The sequence below is a fragment of the Catalinimonas alkaloidigena genome, assembly GCF_900100765.1.
Classification (GTDB): Bacteria; Bacteroidota; Bacteroidia; order Cytophagales; family Flexibacteraceae; genus Mooreia; species Mooreia alkaloidigena.
The window spans coordinates 32,791-49,227 of record NZ_FNFO01000019.1 but is presented as its reverse complement, the minus strand read 5'-3'; the positions used below and the strand labels follow the sequence as shown (position 1 = coordinate 49,227).

The window sequence follows — 16,437 nt, the reverse complement described above, 5'->3', positions numbered from 1 at the left end:
GTCGACCACCGAAAAGAAGCTACCGGACGTAGCTTTTTCGGTGTAAGCGATTTCGTTCAGGTTCGCCAGGTTCCGCACCGTCAGGGTCACGGCATGGAGCGGGCGACCTTTGAAATCCCACACGTAGATCTTGAACAGGCTACGCTCCTGCATGGTCAGCGACCGCAGCCGTGCCACGAGGTGAGCCCGCTGATAGGCGGGCTGCTCGTAGGTGACGTAAATGGTTTGGAGACGTACGGCCATCGTTATAGACTTCGCACCCGCTCAAAGCGGGCTGTAATGACTGGTTTCATCTGAAGAAAGCGGGCAATAATGGGGCGCTGGTTGGCCGCATTGTATCCGTCTTCCATGTCGGTCACGACGGAATCCCAATAGGGAATGCGGTTCAATTCGATCTTGTACCAGCGGCGGGTAGTCAGGTGCTCCGGACTGGTCATGCTCCAGCGAATCCAGATCGTGCGGATGTTAGGCTTGAAAATGACCTTCCCAATCTGCTTCTGCGGCGCTACCGAGTCGGCCACTTCGATGATCTTTTCCCCGGCACGGGCGCTGAAGTTCTGCCCTTCGGTCAGTAGCCGATCGTTCGCAGCATTGGTGTCGATGGCCAGGCGTACCGAGGCATAGCCGACAATGTGGTAGATCTCGCCCGACTCCAGCGCCACGGCGGCGGCATCCGTGTAGGCTACTTTCTCCAGGACTCCCCCCAGGCCCGCCAGCGGTTGCAGGTCGGCGTCAGCGTCGAAAAACTGACCTTCGTACATGTTCTCGTCGCCCCCGCATTGGATGGCTCCGATCGGCACGTTTTCGCCCAAATCACGGATTTCGGTCACAATGTCGTCGCCGCTGGCAACGTCCTGGTTCACCAGTTCAACGCCTCCGTTCCAGGTTGTTTTCGGTCCGAGCGTAAACTGACCCTGCTGCGTGAAGCTGTGCGCCACCTGGCGGCACCCTACGTAGCCCCCGTTTTCACTGGAAAAACGCGCTGCGGAGTTGACATGCAGCGTGTAGTCGAGTTGGTTCGCGTCGTTGAAAATGCTATCGGCGGTGCCCCCCTGGGTGCATTGGATGGTGCGACAGTTGGGATACTGTGCCTCGACCGTATTGGATTTGAAGGCGCGCTGCACCTGACCACTTTTGCCCGTCATGTCCTCCCCACTGTAGAGGAAGATGTTGCTGATCGGCTTGGCGATCCCCACGTTGGCCGTGGTGCGGTAGTACTGGCCGACGATCAGGCCACCCGTCGCCGATCCATCCAGGTTGAACGTGTCGGCGCTGGCCGGGGTGTTGATGAAAAACGTATCCTCGTCGAAATGGCAGAAATTGAACCAGATCGGGCGAGTCGTGCTGTTGATTTCAATCAGGCAGGCCGAGTAGATGTTTTCCCGGAAGCTGGTGTTGTTGGCATAGCCTATGCTGTTGCTATTGCCGGTCACGACGGTCCAGCTCATGCGGTGAAACGTACACCGCACCATTTGCAGAATGTTGCCACCAATGAACACTTGCCGCACCAGGCTGTTGGTGAAGTAAAAGCCCTCGTTGAAGTTGTTGATGTTGAGGAAGTTCCAGTAGCCCCCGGTCAGCTTCAGGACTTCACAGTCCACAAACCACATGGTCAGCCGGTAGTTCGAAGGCTGCGTCTGGGCGAAGTTGATCAGGCGTAACCCTTCGAAACGTGCCTTGTTGTAGTTGGGGCCGCTGTACAACATCGTTTCCTGCACGGTGGCCTGTATCCCCACCTTTCCATCCCCTTTGTAGGTCCAGGTGGCCGAACCCACGTTGGGTGAGTTGAAACTGCCGTACTGCGCCCCGGTGCCCAATACCACAATTTGAGCGGCATCAGACATGACCGTAAATGCCTTTTGCATGGTGCGAAAAGGATAATTGGCGCTCCCGGCAAAGGAGTCGTTGCCGCACGGGGCGACGAAGAGGTTGCCTATCTGTTTGAAGTTATTTGCCATGTTAGAGTGCGCGCATGTCCAAGATGATTTTCGAAGCGCTCACGAACTCGAAATAGAGCCGGTGCAGCACCCCGTTCTGATTCTGATAGTTGTCCCAGGACTTTGAGATTTTGGCGGCGAAGGTGGGCAGGTTGACCCCATCAGCGGTCCAAAACACGTTGATCGAGAAGTGGTTCGCGTGCGTCGCCGGTCCCAGATCGAAGTTCACCGGCGCATTGGCCGTGTGGTAGAGGGACTGTTTGCGGTTGAAGTTGAGCAGTGCCACCCCGCCGCTGACCACCAGGGGACCTGTGTAGTGGAGCGCGTCGACGAGGCCTTGGGCCACCCCCACGTTTTCCTTGCCCTGAATCAGGACGTACAGTTTATTGAGCGTATTCCCGGCCGCTGGCACTCCCGCCAGCAATGCGTCGACGAGGCTTTGCGCCACGCCTTTGTTTTCCTTGCTGGTCGTAACGCTCTGAATCAGTTCCTGATTGGCCTTGATGTAGGTGACGATCTCCTGAATCTCGTCCAGGTTCGCGTCGTCCGAGGTCAGTAGCGTCTGTATGCCCTGAATCAGCGCGTACAGTTTCTCCAGCGTATTGCCCGCTTCCACCACGTTGCCTTTCAGCGCCGTCACCAGGTCGGCCGCTACGCCGGAATTTTCTTTCCCGGCCAACTGTGTCATCAGCTCACCGAGTTGCGCCTCCAGGTCGGCCTTCCGCAGATCGGACTCCGCCTTCGAATAGGCATACAGACGTACCCCTTTGGAGGTGGGTACTTTGCCGGGATCGTCAGTCAGGTCCTCCTGCAAATCCGTTTTCAGCACCCGCCCCTGAAGGGCAGTCACCACCTCCGGTAGCTCGTTGAGCGGGTGTCCGTGGCTGGCCGGGGTGAAGGCCGTAGGCTTGCCCGCAATCGCATCCCAGGTAGCCGGACCGGCCGCTTGCGGAATGCGGGTGAAGAATACGCCGCCCGAAAACGCCGAGACGATCAACCAGTCGTTGACGGCGAAGTTGATGCCCGAGAAGGTTCCCGCCTGGCTGGCAATGAAGTAAGTCCCTACTTCGTAGTCATTCGCATAAAGCTGCGTTCCGATGGCATCTTTACCGGTGTTGGGGTTGAACGTGTTGCGGTACTTGATGCCGGTCGGAAAGGCCGTGACCGGATTGAACAGCACAAAGTTGCCGTTGTCCATCAGGTCCGCCGATACCGTGCCCAACACCAGTTGGTAGGCATCGCGTGATCCATCCCCCCGGTCCTTTACGGTCACAACCATGCCGTCCTCACGGCGCTGTTTCGGAATGGCATTGCGGGCGGCAATGTTGAGAACGTGGTGAAGCCCCCCCTTCCCTTTGTTGGTATCGTGGGTCGGGAAAACGTCGGTAGTCGAAGTGGTATCCAGGGTGCCTGTGATAGCTACACTCATAAGTCAAGTCGTTGAAGCGTGAGAGATTATTTGATGCGTAGCGCCGTGGCTCCCCCGAGCACGTACTCCGATCGTAGAATGCGGTAAGTCACCTCCAGTCCGAAGGCGTTGGTTACCACGATCTGCGCCGGAGCGCCGCCGTTGTAGGTTTCCTGCCAGTTCATCGCGTAGTCGAAGCCTTCTGCGCCGTTCTGAAGCTGTTTAAGCTGCATCCCGGTGAAGGAGAACAGCACCGGCAGCGCCACGTAACTGTACCCCCCCCCGACGAAGTTGAAATCGCCCTTCCGGTCGGCATCGAGGCGCGAGTTGCCCAGGTTGGTCAGGTCGGCTGGCGTCGCAAGAAATTCCAGGTTAGACACCCCGTAGTAGGGGCGAGCGTACCAGGGCACAGAAATGGTGCGCGTGTTGGTGTTCTGGTTGTTGGTGTTCTTGCCGACCAGCGAAATGGTCATGGTGGCCACCGCATCGAAGCCGACCTGGCCATCGGTCGTAAACGTGCGGCTCAGTGCCGCCGTCTTCAGGTTGAAGGCACCGGGACCGGCCGTAAACCAACCGCCCTGGTTGGTGGAGAACGTACCGGAATTGGCGGCATCGAGCACGTTATCCCGGTAAGAGACCCCGAAGTTGAGGACAAAATTGCCGCTGATCCGCTGGCCTACTTCCTTGGTGCCACCGAAGGGATTCGACAGGGACGTGAGCTGCGGCGCATCGTAGTAGTCAGCGACCAGCTTATCGAGCAGTTCCTGATTCAGGTGCCGATCGCCAATTCCCAAAATGCCTTTGAGTTGTGAGTGCGTCGTAACGCTACCGCCCCCACTGCCAGGACCTCCCTGACCTGCAAAACCGAGTATTCCGAACATGCTTGTCTTGGTTTAAATTGTTGCGCACCCTACAAGGCAGGGCGCTTTTCCTGATAAATGAAATAGACCGTGGTGTTGAGCACAGTCAGGCCCATCGCCTTCTTCAGCGTCACCGTCGTACCGTCCGGAGAGACCGTGTAGAGGTTCGGCGTCTTGAAGCTGGAGCCGACGTAGACCTGTACCCCTTTGGTGGGATCGGCGTCACTGCCCACGGCCGCAGACGGAAGCGGTACCAGCTCGTCGACGAGTTGCAGCAGCCCGCTGCGGGTGTGCTGGTGAAAGCGGGTGACGACGATCTGGGGGGCAGGCCGGTTGGTCAGCAACGTGAGTAGGCTTTTGTTGGCCTTGATGGCATTGACCACCTCCTGCCATTCGTCCAGCAATTCGTCGTCGGTCGCCAGCAGGGTATGCACGTTGTCCAGGGACGTTTCCAACGCACAAATGCGGGCCAGCAGCTTGGCAAGGGAATCCCCCTCGGCCGCGACTCCCGCTTTCAACTCCTCGACGTAGCCGTGGGTCATCTCTTCCACCGCAGCGGCCACCTGTTGCATCATCTGGTTCATGCTTTCCATGACCAGGTTGCCCGCAGTTTTTGCTCCTTGAGTGCCTATGTTGCTGGAGGAAGTCCCAAATCCCTGTGCGCCGCCAAACATGAGAGCCGGAGGTTAGTAGAAGCGAATGATGGTGATCGGACCACCTTCTGCCCGTACAGCACAGCCCTTCCACCCCCCCGGCCGGTTGGGGAGCATGGGCAGCGTAAACACGCCTGGTTGGGTGAACTCTACACCGTCCTTGATGATGGTGTAGGCTTGTCCCGCCGCCAGGCTAAAGCCCGCAAAACCGTCCGGAAAGGTGTAGGTCTGTTGGTCGTCAAGTTGAATAGGGCCCCACTCCTGGGGCGAGAATAGAGGCGAGTTCGTGTTCATTGTCTTGATCGGTTGGGCCGCCTCTGCTTTGCGGGAGACGTAAAGCAGAGGCGGTAGATTGAGTTCGACTGACGGTTAGCGCCCGGTGCGGCCGTGGGCCGTATCGGAGACTTCCGGTTATTTTTTCAGGGTCTGCACCGTCATTACGATCACGGCCAGGGCGATACCGGCCGCGACGATGGTCGCAAACAGCTTGTAGTAGAGGTCGTTGCCGAGTTCTACCCGTACGTCGGTTTTGAAGCCCTCGTCACCAATGACCTGATCTGCTTTGTTGAGCAGGCGGTTGAGGAAGTTCGGATTGGGGTCCGTCTGAGCCATGTTATTCTGAGCGTTTGAAAGGGGTTAGATTTTCTTTTTCGGGTCGTAGTCGGAGCGGTTCTGACGTGATTCCCAATAGGGCTTGCCCGTCTTTTTCGAAATCCGCTTGCCGGGCCGCAGCGCCTTGCGCTTGCGATCGGCGGCATCGGCGGGCAGCGCATGGGCCTCAGCGATGAAGGCCTTCAGCGTTTTGATGTGCCCGGCCAGGCGCTTTTGCCCGTCGAGGGCCTGGAGTAGCTGATCCTTCAGGGTGATCATCTTCTCCAGGGCCGCTTCTTTTTTGGCGCGGTAGCCCGCCGTGGTTTTGTGTGACTGAATGGCAGCACGGAGCTTTTTGATGGCGTCGCGCTGGCGCTGCTCGTCCTGTTGGTATTGCTTGAGACTTTTTGACATGAGCATTAGAGTTTGATGAGGTCCATCCCCGTCTTCTCGAAGTAGCCCCGGCTGATCCGTTGCCGGTAGAGGTAGCGACTGACCATTTCCGTGGTGGCCGTGTCGTAGACACCGTTCACCTGGAAGCCGTCGATCATGCCGAAATTGCGCATCAGGTAGATCTGGAGCCGCTTGACGTTATCACCCGTCGAGCCGGGGCGCAACGCAAATTCGTCTCCGGATTCCTGCACAATCTCGATCGGCGCTTCCTTGGCAATGAGATCATCAGAGGCAGAAGGATCGGCTTTTTTCTTGCGTAGGTAGAGCACATACGCCAGGCCAGCCAGCAGCACGAAAAGAAGAAAGAGGTCGGTTTTTTTCACGGTAGTTAAGAATTATGCAGAGTAAGAATGATCAAGGATGCTTTGCACACGCTGGTATTCGGTGCCGGACAGGAACGACTTCAGGAACGCATCGAGCGTCAGGCCGTAGCGTTGCACGAAGTAGGTGTTGACCGCTGCGATCTGTTCGCGGTAGAGGCCTCCCAGGGCTTCGTACACGGCTTCTTCGTCATCGTTGAAGAAGCCCTTCGCGCCGTAGATCTGTTCGGCCGCAGGGCGCGGGTCGAAGTTGGCAGCGGGCTTCACGCCCACCAGCACCGACCCCAGGTCTTTGCCGTCCTGTCCGACGCCGGTCGAGATGATCGTGCGGATCAGGTCCACTTCTTTTTTCTTGCGTTGCCGGGTCCGGATCGAGAGGTACACCAGCACCAGCACCACCACCAGGACCACCACGGTCACCGGCAGCACCATTTTTTTGGGAATTTGAGGCAGTTTCAGTTTCATAGTCCAGGGCGAAAGGTTTTGGCAGCGTCAAGAATCAGTTTCGGGTTGCGGCCGATCTGCAAGGCCAGCGGCACCAGCAGAAGCAAAAGCACCACCACCACGGCCAGGGTGAGGAACTTGCCCAGGTTGGAGCCGAACGAGAGCCAGCCCTCCACCGTATCCATCAGGTCCTCGGTGAAGTCCAATGCGCCGTTCTCCAGCGTGATGCCCTCTTTTTTGAGGTAATCCCTTAACTCGACGGTGTTCGCGTCGTTAAGGCCCAGAAAACCGGCTTTCTGGCGCTTTTGCCAGGCCTCCAGGAAAAGTTGGTTGGCAGTCGGCTTGCCATACCGGGCGCGAAGCGCTTTATGCCACTCAATCCATGCCGCCGCCGTGGAGGCGGTAGAAGGAACCGATTGAGTCGGATTGATCAGGTTTTTCATGTGTATCACTTCTTTTTGAGTAGATAAATCAGTGCCCCCAGGGTGAGCAGGCCAGCAACCAGGGCGAGTGCGCTCAGTTTCTTATGCGCTTGGACTATGCTGACCCCTTCGGAAAAAAACTCTCCAGCCGGTTCATCCATCCCTTGTAGAATTTCTGCTGGGTCGGATCTTCCGTCACAATGCGGTCAATGTCGGCGCGCCGCAGGTAGAACACCTGAGCGGTCACGTCGGCCGGATCATGCCGGTACAGCGCCGTCAGGGTTTTGGGGCCAATGCCGCCGTCGACGACGAGTTTTTCCCCCATTGCGTTGAGGGCCTTTTGCAGCCCCTTCACCGCCGTGCCGGGGCCGGAGATCCAGCCCCAATCCACCAGTATGTCGGCCAGTTCCTGACTTGGAAGCTGGTCGCCTTTCAGCACGTTCCAGTAGTTTTTAAGGAAGAACCGCTCTGCGTCCGACTTGCCCAGGGCGCGCATTTCCCCTTCCGTGGGGCAGCGTCCGAGTTCGCCTTTCCAGGCCGCAGCCGAAATCCCGTGCGAGGTGCCGATCAGCTTACCTCCGCAGTAATTCCCCCTATCGTCCGGATCATTCTGGAAACCTCCCTCCCAGGCGACCGTGCGCGCAAACGCTTTGAGAAAACTTGGCTTGGACATAGCTTATTTGCGGCGAATGGGGTTACTGCGGGTGATTTTGATCGGCGACTCGATCACCTGGCGAATGAAGTCGCCGGGACGAACCTGCGTGTCGTACATGATCTGCACCAGCGTGTTGGATTCGGGCACCAGCTCCCAATCGAAGGATTTAAAGCCCGCTTCTTCCAGGGGCACTTCGATGATCAGGTTCTTGGCGAAAATGTTGACGTACTGCGAGACATTGACCACGTAGCGCTCCGTGGCTCCGGAAATGTCCTGACGGTTGATGTAGAGCGGATTGCTGAACTGCTCCACCTTGTTGGTCGAGATCCGCAGCCCCTTGATGGCGATCGGCTCCTTCTCCAGCACGTCGTTGAGTTGTTCCGGCGTCAGGCCTCCCTGCTTGACGGCCATGTACCCATCCCGAACGCGAATCGGCAGCACCCCCTGAAGGTTGTGCAGGAAAAAGTGCTCGTCGGCGTAGGCCAATTGCGTCTCGATGAAGCCCTGCTGTTGCTTGGCGTTGTCCAGATGCACCCCCAGGTATTCGTCGTCTTTCTGACGCAGATCCCGTTTCAGCCAGGCGCGCAGGTAGTTGTTGGTGGAAGCACCCGACAGACTGGAGCCGGTCACGGCCAGCACGTATTCCGGTGAAGTCACCAGGTCCAGCACGTACTGACTCACCTCCAGTTGCGTAACCTCGCCGGTCACGGTATTGAGGCGCACCAGGCCGTTGGTTGCGGTCGACCCGGCAATCCAGAGGTAATCCCCGTCGACGACGGCAAAGCGAGGCTGAATCGGCGGCAGGCTCCACACCTGGTCAATGGCATTGGTGGCCGTCAAAACGCGAGTCACCTTGTTGTCATTCTTGTGCAGCAGGTAGACTTTGCCGGAACCACCGACCGCCGTCATGTAGTCGATGTTGTAGGTCACCGGCAGCGTCGCCAGCGCGTTCGTGTAGGCGTTGATGATCTTCAGAAACGCCCCGGCGTTGGCAAACACTTTGCCGTTGGTCTGCATGAGCTGGTTGCCCTGCACGCCTGCACCCAGGTCGATGGTGACCGCTCCCGTGAAGGTGTTGCCCCCCATGTCGTTGTAAGCGCGCACGTAGCGGGTGTTGCCCACCCCGTCGTCCTGACGAAGGAACAGGCGCCCATCGACCGGCAGCAGGTCGACGTTGCGGTTCGAGTTGCCGATGGCGAAGTTGAGCACCGTGTTGGTGAGCGTGTTCACCACCGAAATGTTATCGGTGTTGTGCATCACCAGCGCCCGGTTGTTGGTCGTCAGACGGACCAGCATCGGGAAGACCGGCAGCGCCACAGAAGCCAGCAAGGTCTGGTTCTGAGTGTCGATCACCTGGAGCGAGTTGTCGGCAATGCAGGAGGCGTAGCCCCGGTGCGTGAGCGGATCGACCACCAGGTCGAACGTCTCGACCGGCGTAGCGATCACCTGGCGCTTTTCAATCGTTGTGGTCAGGGGTTTGCCCTCGAACAGTTTCAGGGGCAGAGGTTCGGTGCAGGCGTTGACCAGCGACAGGGCCAGCACTTTATGCAGTTGGGTTGGCATCAGAGATGTTCGTAAAAAGGTTTGCGGTATTTTTCGTCGTATTCATACAGGTAGGTCATGATGGCATCGACCCGCTCCCGGTTGCGCTCCACGTCGGGCAGCACTTTCACCGTCGCGTACATCGCTTCCGTAGCCGAATACCCCAGGGCCATGAACACCCGCAGCGCGCCCAGATCGGCTTGCGTTTCGTCGGTCGTTTTCAGACGGTAGTGCATGTACTCGTGGAGCAGAACAAACAGGCGCATCGGCAGCGTGTAGGGTGCCATCATCTTGCGAGAAGCCTCGATCACGCCCGTCAAACGCGATACCCGCGCTGGCGTCGCCAGGGCTTTGCCTTCCCGATCAATGATCCGGTCGGCAAAGAGGTTGAGCAGGTGTCGCCCCTGACGGGACGTGTAGAGGCGATCCGGCCGGGAGGCCGAGAGCCGGTGCAACCGGCGAACGATCCATTGGGCAAAATCCACCAGGTCTTGCAGTTCTTCGTCCCAACCGGCCTGCTCGTGAATCAGGTCGGACTGTTCTACCTTCTCGATCGTCGGCCGGGTCGTGGCCTCATCGAACGTAATGCCGAGGCGCTGCGGCGCGAGGGGCAGGGGGAAGATCAGCGTTTCGACCGGCTCATCGAGCGGAACCGTGCGACGGAAGTAAATGCTTTGCAGATCATCCTGATCAAAGCCGATCACGGTCACCTTGCCCTTATAGGGCGAAGTCACCAGGAGGCGTAATTCGCAGGGATGTCCGTCCAACTGTAAAATTTTTCCCACGGAAGAGTTGAAGTAGAAACCAGAGAAGCGCCACCAGGAGGACTGACTCAACGGCCAGGGTGATCGTGGTTTTGACGCTTCTTCTGGTTAGGTTTTGAATTGGGTTCACGTGCAGCGCCGGGCTACTTTTTCATCATCTTGCGGACCACCAGAAACACCATCAGCAGCACAATCACCAGACCGGCATAGAAGGCGTACTGAGGCAGACCCAGGATCGTCTTCGGCTCGTCTTTCGGCGCATTGAACTGGTAATTGGTGTCGGCCGTGTTGCTTTTGGGCTTCACTACGTCCGAGACCACGTTGATCAGCGAACCCAGGCCACCACCGTTGATGAAGCCACCCACGGCGGTATCACCAAATGCTTTCTTTTCTTTTTCAGCGACTAACGACATTTGCTTTTTACTTTTTGAGAATGAGAATGAGGATAATGCCTACCAGCAGGGCCCAGGTGATGTATTGCACCCAAGGGGCGGGCTGGTCGGTTTCTTGCTTGTAAGCCAGCACGTTTTCTTCGGTAGCTGGCAACATGCGCGCATCGAGCCAGGCGCGCACTTGGGAGTAGGCCGCGACGGTGCGTTGTTTCTTCTCTTCCGGCGTTTCCGCTTTCGGCGCAACCAGGTGCTGCACCACCATTTGCATCAGCTCTTGCGAATCGTCGGAGAGGAACGGAGTTGTGTTCTCGTACATAGCCTTACTTGCGCGTCGCCACCAGAATCACCACAAACACGATCAGCACCAGCGCGCCGCCGCCGATCCCGAGCCAGAGCACCGGCACCCCGCCGACTCCCTGATCTCCCCCGATCTGGCGTTCGTTGCTGCCTCCGGCCGTGACCGGATCAGCAGCGCCCGGCAACAGCATGTCAAGCACCTGGTTCTGGCCTCGCAGCGCGTCGATGTTGGCCTGCCGTTCATCCATTTTCAGGTCGCGTCGTTCGTCCCGGCGCTCTGCGCCAGCGTTGGTAGACAGGCCGGTCATTTGTCCGAGCGCGCCGAACAGGCCGCGTTCGTTGAAGGCTTTGGAGACTTCCGTAGGGGTACCATCGGACTTTTTGCCCAGGCCGAGAAAGCCTTTGCCTTTGCCGATTCCGAGGAACTGATCATGTTCCGACGCTTCCCGCAGGGAAACCACTTGCGGATTCACGTCGTTGAGCAGGCCTTGCAACAGCAGGTCAGCGCCCGTGCCGCCGTCGTAATTGAGATGTGCATTGCATCCACACATAAGCGTTGGGGGTTTAGCGTTTTTTGCGAAGAATGAAGAAGAGGACCAGGCCGAGTAGGAGCACCCCGCCGCCGATCCCGAGCCAGAGCATCGTGCTGCTGCCGGTCGACGGGGCCTGCATTTTGCCGGTGCCGACACCAGCCGGTGCCACCGACGCATTGGCCGCTTCCTTCAGGGCCAGCCCTTGCGGAAGCGACGAGAGCACAGATCCGGACGGAGCGGCCAGCGCCTTGATTTTAGCCACGGCTGCATCGTATTCGGCGCTGTACTTGGCACGGTTGGCTTTGTGGGTTTCCGTCGCCTTTTTGAACTCCTCCCAGGTGCCGCCGTCCCATCCGTAGCCTTCGTTTTTGTAGTACCAGCCCTTGTCGTTGACCCCGTGGGCCACGCCGTCGACCACGTACATGTCGATCAGACCGCCCAGGGGCTGATCGTTGAGCCACGTCCGGTAACCGCCTTCTTCTTTTTCGTCGGTCAGGATCACGACCTTGCCGTTTTTCAGGATTCCGGCCTTTTTGATGTTGCCGGTATAGGACGAGTGTTCTTCGTCCTGAATGAGCACATCGTAGCGTTGGCCGTGCAACAGCACTGAGGCCGCTGCCGCCACTCCCATGCCAGGATCACCCAGGTAGTTCAGGTGCGTTGATTTGCATCCACACATATTATTTGCTTTTAAAGATTTTCAGTGCGATTAGCAGGAATACCATGACCACCAGCACCCCGCCGCCGATCAGGCCCCACTTCAGGTAATCCGGCCCCGACGTAGCGTCTGGTGCCGGTGCGGCCGGTGCGGCCGGTGTTTCTTCCGACGTGTCAGAAACGCCCCATCCCCCGCCGCCGCCGAGCAGCGTTGGGTCGATCAAGCGCCCCGCTGCGGCCGGTGCCGCAGGTGCGGCCGGTGCCGAGGCGGGAGCGGCTTCTGGGGCCGCAATGGAACGGGTCGCCGTCGCGGTCGTTCGGGTGACCGTACGGGTTGGCAGCACACTGCTGCGCGAAATCGTCGGCTGCGTCGTGGTCGGCGGTGGCGTCGTCGTCGTGCCCGCCACGGACCGGCTGATGGCGCGACTGGCACCCTCGTAATTGAGGTGCGAATCCAGTTCATCGGCCGAAATGATGAGCGTCTGAAACATGCTACTTCTTGTTTTTGAGGACCATTACTACCGTACCCAGGATCAGAATCAGGGCCAGAAATCCCCCCACCAGCCACATGAGCGTGTTGCTGGAGGCGGTCTTTTGCTGCGACTGCTGCTTTTGCTGGTCGAGCACCGACAGGATCAGGTTGGTGCGGTTTTGCTCCGCCTGGCCGCGATTGATGGCCTTCTGCGAAAAGGCCGTGGCAACCTGTCCAATGCCGCCCGCAAGTCCACCCACCAGACCGGCCACGTCAAAACCGGAGTAGTGCCGCTCTGCGATGAGCATTTCCAGATCCGCTCCGAACGAGGCGTTGCCCTCGTTGACTTCTTCGCTGACCGCCTGCACTACCTCCGACATGGGGGCTGAAGCGGGCAGATCGTGACCGTAGCGAACCAGCAGGCTTACCACGTCCCGGCGCGACCGGGGATTGACCAGGAGCCGGGCGATCTGTTCGTAGGGTGTGATGACGGCCGCTTCTGCGGATTTTCCGTCGAAGTGAGCGTATTCGTTCCGGATCACGTCGGAGATCACCTCAAAGTCCGGATGAATCGACATGATCAGGTCGACCGTCGATTCGTCCCCTTCAGCCAGCATGTTGACCAGCATCAGGTAGGCTTCTTCACCCGAAGCTGGTGCGTCGTAGCCGTGGCGCTGCACCAGGGTGCTGACGCCCGCTACGTTGTGGGCGGCGATGTAGGCGACCGTGCGCGCTACGTCGTTCCCAGGAGAGAGATAGGCAGGTTTCATGATTGGGCAGGTTTCGAGTCTTGGTAGCGGAAATACAGGGAGATCAACACCGACAGGATCGAGAGCACGACCAGGACGAGGTTGAGGCGAATTAAGAGTTTGTGTTCACTCATGATTTTCTTAAAAAAAAAGGGGCAGACGCCTCAAATGCGGCTCCTGCCCCTGTTTCAACACCATGTTACTGCGTGAGAGGTATGTTTTTGATTGGCTCGCTAGGCGCTCCCCTTCATGTATTCAGATCACTCTATGACACCATGACTACTTCCAAACAACCAGGTACTAGCAGAAGAGAAGGGGAGTGCCTAGCGCGAGCCAATCTATTTCAAACTACCGTTTCACGATCAGGGTCGGGTTCTTGCTGGCCAGGGGGGCCTCGGCGTTGGTTACGCTCAGGGGCGCTTTTCCAAGGGCCATGCGAGAAAGGTCGGTTTTCGCCGTGATGAAGAAGATCATCTTCACGTTGGTCTGAGCGGCCAAGTTGAATTTGATCGAGCTGCTTCCGTCTACCAGGAACTCAAACTCTTTGTCTTCGATGATGTCCTGCGACTGCTGGTTCGGGCTGAACGCCATGTTGGGGAAATACGGCTGGCTGGTCGTGCGACCGGTCAGATCCGTAGCGGCCAACGTCAACACTTCGTTGAGCTGAGCGATTTTGTCCGTACCACCGAACACCATTTTCACACCACGTACCAGGAACGGGTTGCTCGAAGACTGCGACAGGATCTGACCGTAAGGAATCGTGTCAGACGTGATGGTCACAGAAGCCGGGTTTCCGAAGTTGCCCAGGCTGGCCTGCGAGTAAGCACCGAACAGAGTCACCAGCGCAGCGTCTGTTGCGTGACCGTTGGTAATTTTGATGGAAATCGAGCGCTGTGCGGCTTGGATGGTTCCAACGCCAGCGGCTGAACGCTGTTGTCCGGCTGCGTACGGGCCTTCGCCATCGTAGCGGGAAAATTCAGCGTCGTTCGTACCGTAGAATGCAGAGAAAGCGGCTTCGCCTTCTTTACGGTAATCGGCCAGGGTTTTGGCTTTGAGGGAAAAATTTTTGCGATTCATGAGGAATGATGATCAAAGAAGGGTGAGGGAAAGCACGAACGCGAGATCATAATCGTGTCCGTGATCTTCTAGTCTTCTGTCTTAGTGAGGTCTACGCTTCTTAGGCAGAGATTTTCTTTGCCAGATGCTCTTTCACGAATACATCGTAGATGGCCAGTACAACCAGGACGACTGCGGCCATGATCAGGGCAGATTTAACTTTCTCGTTCATGTCTGTTTTAGGATTATTGAAATAATTATCAGTGCTACAAAGTTGGTTGTCACAACCACACGAGTCCACCTTACACCCCCCCCGTCAATGAACCCTGAACAAGGCCTGAACACGGTTTTAAGGCCCTTTTCACCCCAAAGGCCGGGCGCTGTTCGGAATCTTGTTCGGAACTTTCAGCGGGCTTTTTAGACTGGCTGGTAAGATTATTTTGAGAACGTGCGCCTTTTTAGGTTGGCGAGTGTTGTGGGCACAAAAAAACCTCCTTCCGCACGGGGCGAAAAGAGGCTGGAAAAGCGCAGAAGCACCGACGAGTGCCGGGCGGTTATCTGGTTCTCAAGGAAGCAATTCTATTCCTGCTTGCAGGGCTACCTCCTTGATAGCAGCGATGGTGTTGGGGCCACAGTTCCGGGCCAATGTAAGCTGGTACTCACTCACCCTGACCAGATCATTGATGTGCACCACGCCAAGGTCACGTAGTGCATGATAGGCCCGTTGCGGCATGGGCACCTGGGTAATTCGTTTGGCCCGAAGGTTAGACTGTTCGACGTTTTGAGCGGGCATTTGCTTGTAGCGATCTTCAAAATTAGGTTGGTGCAACGCTATTTCCTCATCCGAGGTAAGCTGAATCACGTCATTGTGGTAGCCAAAACGCACCACGTGGAGAAGGCAAAAGTTCCGGTGAATCTCAACCGCTTGGATGGTCCCCTTGCGTTCTTCCGCACCCTTGTGATGACGTAGGCTCAGGCCCAGGTCAGGATGATACCAGTAGCTCATAAAACGCCCATACAGCGATTGATGGGCAGCACGTTGGATGGTCATAGCAAACACGTTTGGTTCTGAATCCACTAAAGTTACGGGACAATCAACAGGTTCAACAAGGTGAAGAACCAGCGGGGAGTGACGTGAATCTGTTCGTCCTCGATGCGGATCTGCCCGTCCCGGTAGAGGCACACCACCACGTCGGACCTGCGGGTGAATTTGTCCAGCTTGCGTATCTCCCAATAGTCGTCACTGCGGGACCAGCTTTCGTCGCCGGTTTCGTCCAATGGGCTGTGCCAGCTAATTTTAGTCACGCCGGGCAGAAATGGAGCGATCCACTCGCGGACCTGGGATTCGGTCAGGCAAGCAATGGACTGGTAGCGCGGGGCGCTGGCCGGTAGCTTCTCCACCTCCAGGTGGACTCCGTAGCGGTCGATGCCCCTCCTAAAAATCGTGAAAATCGTGGTGGCACGGCGCTGGTGAGTGCCTTCGCGCAGATCAGCCAGGTCAAAGTCGATCGGCGTATGAACTTGATAGCTTTGCAGGAAGCGCCGCACGTCCTGTTCGGAAAACAGCGTTTCCTGGGGGAAATTGTCTAATTTGATTTGATACATGAACGATTCAGAGTTGAGGTATTTCGATTTAAATCTGCATCAGCGGATTTCGCTGAAGGGCTATTTTGAGCAGATGCCGGAACTGGAGGATTACCTGCTGGTGATGACGTTGTGGGGCTTCATTCCCGCCGTGAATTACTTTCTATCAGATGATTTATCAGTGCTTGGCGATACCCTGACGACAATGCGCCAACGCACCTCTCGCTTCAGCAGGTGGAATCCATCCGGATCTGACTGAGGCGCTTACTCTTCAAGGTCCTTAGCAATTGGCATTATTAGCTTGATCAGCACCCAAAGCCCTTCCTGAAAGCGCGGGTCCTCTCGATCCAGGGCCATTAATTCCTCGTGCAGCACGTGGTAGAGGCGATTCACCGTGGCAAAACATTGCCACTTCAACGCTTTCTCCCGGTCCGGCTCCTGCTCGATCCGGATCTGCATGACTTCCAGTTGCGCTAGCAAGATCCACCGCAGGTAGAACAACCGCTCCTGGAGGGGTATTTGTTGGTTTGCCAGTAGTTTCTCGGTGTGCTTCCCCAGATCGACCACCACTTCCCCCTCTTCGGTTCGGGCCACGAAGGGCAGGCGCTCCAGCATTTCATCTACACTGTCAAATTGAATCGGTTCCAT

General features: G+C 57.4%; 25 protein-coding genes. 1 reads left to right on the top strand and 24 read right to left on the bottom strand.

All coding sequences use genetic code 11. The features are described from left to right. The 23 genes from BLR44_RS27790 to BLR44_RS27680 form a co-directional block, all read right to left on the bottom strand. Positions 1-243: hypothetical protein (locus tag BLR44_RS27790; RefSeq protein WP_143017526.1), on the bottom strand; the 243-nt coding region annotated here is incomplete at its 3' end. A gap of 2 nt (positions 244-245) precedes the next feature. Next, positions 246-1,865: a hypothetical protein gene (locus BLR44_RS27785; protein ID WP_143017525.1), complete on the bottom strand. Its 1,620-nt coding sequence runs from the start codon at positions 1,863-1,865 to the stop codon at positions 246-248. 94 nt (positions 1,866-1,959) lie between these two features. After that, entirely contained in the window at positions 1,960-3,366 is a 1,407-nt protein-coding gene (locus BLR44_RS27780; protein ID WP_089688658.1) for a hypothetical protein, read from the bottom strand. A gap of 26 nt (positions 3,367-3,392) precedes the next feature. Beyond that, complete coding sequence (locus tag BLR44_RS27775; protein WP_089688657.1) at positions 3,393-4,226, bottom strand: hypothetical protein; 834 nt, start codon at positions 4,224-4,226, stop codon at positions 3,393-3,395. 29 nt (positions 4,227-4,255) lie between these two features. Continuing rightward, entirely contained in the window at positions 4,256-4,798 is a 543-nt protein-coding gene (locus tag BLR44_RS27770; RefSeq protein WP_089688655.1) for a hypothetical protein, read from the bottom strand. A gap of 93 nt (positions 4,799-4,891) precedes the next feature. Next, positions 4,892-5,152 (bottom strand): hypothetical protein, encoded by a 261-nt coding sequence (locus BLR44_RS27765; protein WP_089688653.1) that lies wholly within the window; start codon positions 5,150-5,152, stop codon positions 4,892-4,894. 117 nt (positions 5,153-5,269) lie between these two features. Next, positions 5,270-5,470, bottom strand: coding sequence for a hypothetical protein (locus BLR44_RS27760; RefSeq protein WP_089688652.1), 201 nt, complete (start codon positions 5,468-5,470; stop codon positions 5,270-5,272). A gap of 24 nt (positions 5,471-5,494) precedes the next feature. Next, positions 5,495-5,863, bottom strand: coding sequence for a hypothetical protein (locus BLR44_RS27755; protein WP_143017524.1), 369 nt, complete (start codon positions 5,861-5,863; stop codon positions 5,495-5,497). 5 nt (positions 5,864-5,868) lie between these two features. Then, positions 5,869-6,225 (bottom strand): hypothetical protein, encoded by a 357-nt coding sequence (locus tag BLR44_RS27750; RefSeq protein ID WP_089688648.1) that lies wholly within the window; start codon positions 6,223-6,225, stop codon positions 5,869-5,871. 12 nt (positions 6,226-6,237) lie between these two features. Then, positions 6,238-6,687: a hypothetical protein gene (locus BLR44_RS27745; protein WP_089688646.1), complete on the bottom strand. Its 450-nt coding sequence runs from the start codon at positions 6,685-6,687 to the stop codon at positions 6,238-6,240. Then, positions 6,684-7,109: a hypothetical protein gene (locus BLR44_RS27740; RefSeq protein ID WP_089688645.1), complete on the bottom strand. Its 426-nt coding sequence runs from the start codon at positions 7,107-7,109 to the stop codon at positions 6,684-6,686. Before BLR44_RS27740 ends, BLR44_RS27745 begins: the two co-directional genes overlap by 4 nt. 94 nt (positions 7,110-7,203) lie before the next feature. Next, positions 7,204-7,761 (bottom strand): glycoside hydrolase family 108 protein, encoded by a 558-nt coding sequence (locus BLR44_RS27735; RefSeq protein ID WP_089688643.1) that lies wholly within the window; start codon positions 7,759-7,761, stop codon positions 7,204-7,206. A gap of 3 nt (positions 7,762-7,764) precedes the next feature. Then, positions 7,765-9,306, bottom strand: coding sequence for a YncE family protein (locus BLR44_RS27730; protein WP_089688641.1), 1,542 nt, complete (start codon positions 9,304-9,306; stop codon positions 7,765-7,767). After that, positions 9,306-10,070: a hypothetical protein gene (locus tag BLR44_RS27725; protein WP_143017523.1), complete on the bottom strand. Its 765-nt coding sequence runs from the start codon at positions 10,068-10,070 to the stop codon at positions 9,306-9,308. The genes BLR44_RS27730 and BLR44_RS27725 overlap by 1 nt, the downstream gene beginning before the upstream one ends. A 122-nt stretch (positions 10,071-10,192) precedes the next feature. Then, positions 10,193-10,462: a hypothetical protein gene (locus BLR44_RS27720; protein ID WP_089688637.1), complete on the bottom strand. Its 270-nt coding sequence runs from the start codon at positions 10,460-10,462 to the stop codon at positions 10,193-10,195. A gap of 7 nt (positions 10,463-10,469) precedes the next feature. Then, on the bottom strand, positions 10,470-10,757 hold the full coding sequence (locus BLR44_RS27715; RefSeq protein WP_089688635.1) for a hypothetical protein: 288 nt from the start codon (positions 10,755-10,757) through the stop codon (positions 10,470-10,472). A 4-nt stretch (positions 10,758-10,761) separates the two neighbouring features. After that, positions 10,762-11,289, bottom strand: a complete 528-nt coding sequence (locus BLR44_RS27710; RefSeq protein ID WP_089688633.1) for a hypothetical protein — start codon at positions 11,287-11,289, stop codon at positions 10,762-10,764. A gap of 13 nt (positions 11,290-11,302) precedes the next feature. Next, positions 11,303-11,950, bottom strand: a complete 648-nt coding sequence (locus tag BLR44_RS27705) for an LPXTG cell wall anchor domain-containing protein (protein ID WP_089688631.1) — start codon at positions 11,948-11,950, stop codon at positions 11,303-11,305. A gap of 1 nt (position 11,951) precedes the next feature. Continuing rightward, positions 11,952-12,419: a hypothetical protein gene (locus tag BLR44_RS27700; RefSeq protein ID WP_089688629.1), complete on the bottom strand. Its 468-nt coding sequence runs from the start codon at positions 12,417-12,419 to the stop codon at positions 11,952-11,954. A gap of 1 nt (position 12,420) precedes the next feature. Further along, positions 12,421-13,170, bottom strand: a complete 750-nt coding sequence (locus tag BLR44_RS27695) for a hypothetical protein (protein ID WP_089688627.1) — start codon at positions 13,168-13,170, stop codon at positions 12,421-12,423. Between the two features lie 327 nt (positions 13,171-13,497). Then, on the bottom strand, positions 13,498-14,226 hold the full coding sequence (locus BLR44_RS27690; RefSeq protein ID WP_089688625.1) for a hypothetical protein: 729 nt from the start codon (positions 14,224-14,226) through the stop codon (positions 13,498-13,500). A gap of 544 nt (positions 14,227-14,770) precedes the next feature. Beyond that, positions 14,771-15,256 carry a DNA-directed RNA polymerase subunit alpha C-terminal domain-containing protein gene (locus BLR44_RS27685; RefSeq protein WP_089688623.1) on the bottom strand — a complete coding sequence of 162 codons (486 nt, stop codon included), beginning with the start codon at positions 15,254-15,256 and terminating at the stop codon, positions 14,771-14,773. A 32-nt stretch (positions 15,257-15,288) separates the two neighbouring features. Next, a complete protein-coding gene (locus tag BLR44_RS27680) occupies positions 15,289-15,810 on the bottom strand; it encodes a hypothetical protein (RefSeq protein WP_089688620.1) in 522 nt (173 codons plus the stop codon). Here BLR44_RS27680 and BLR44_RS27675 point away from each other — a divergent pair. Continuing rightward, the gene (locus tag BLR44_RS27675) at positions 15,809-16,048 is read left to right on the top strand and encodes a hypothetical protein (protein ID WP_089688618.1); all 240 of its coding nucleotides are present in this window, start codon (positions 15,809-15,811) and stop codon (positions 16,046-16,048) included. The two genes, BLR44_RS27680 and BLR44_RS27675, sit on opposite strands and share 2 nt — an antisense overlap. Before the next feature lie 5 nt (positions 16,049-16,053). Here BLR44_RS27675 and BLR44_RS27670 read toward each other — a convergent pair whose 3' ends face one another. Further along, positions 16,054-16,437, bottom strand: a complete 384-nt coding sequence (locus BLR44_RS27670) for a hypothetical protein (RefSeq protein ID WP_089688617.1) — start codon at positions 16,435-16,437, stop codon at positions 16,054-16,056.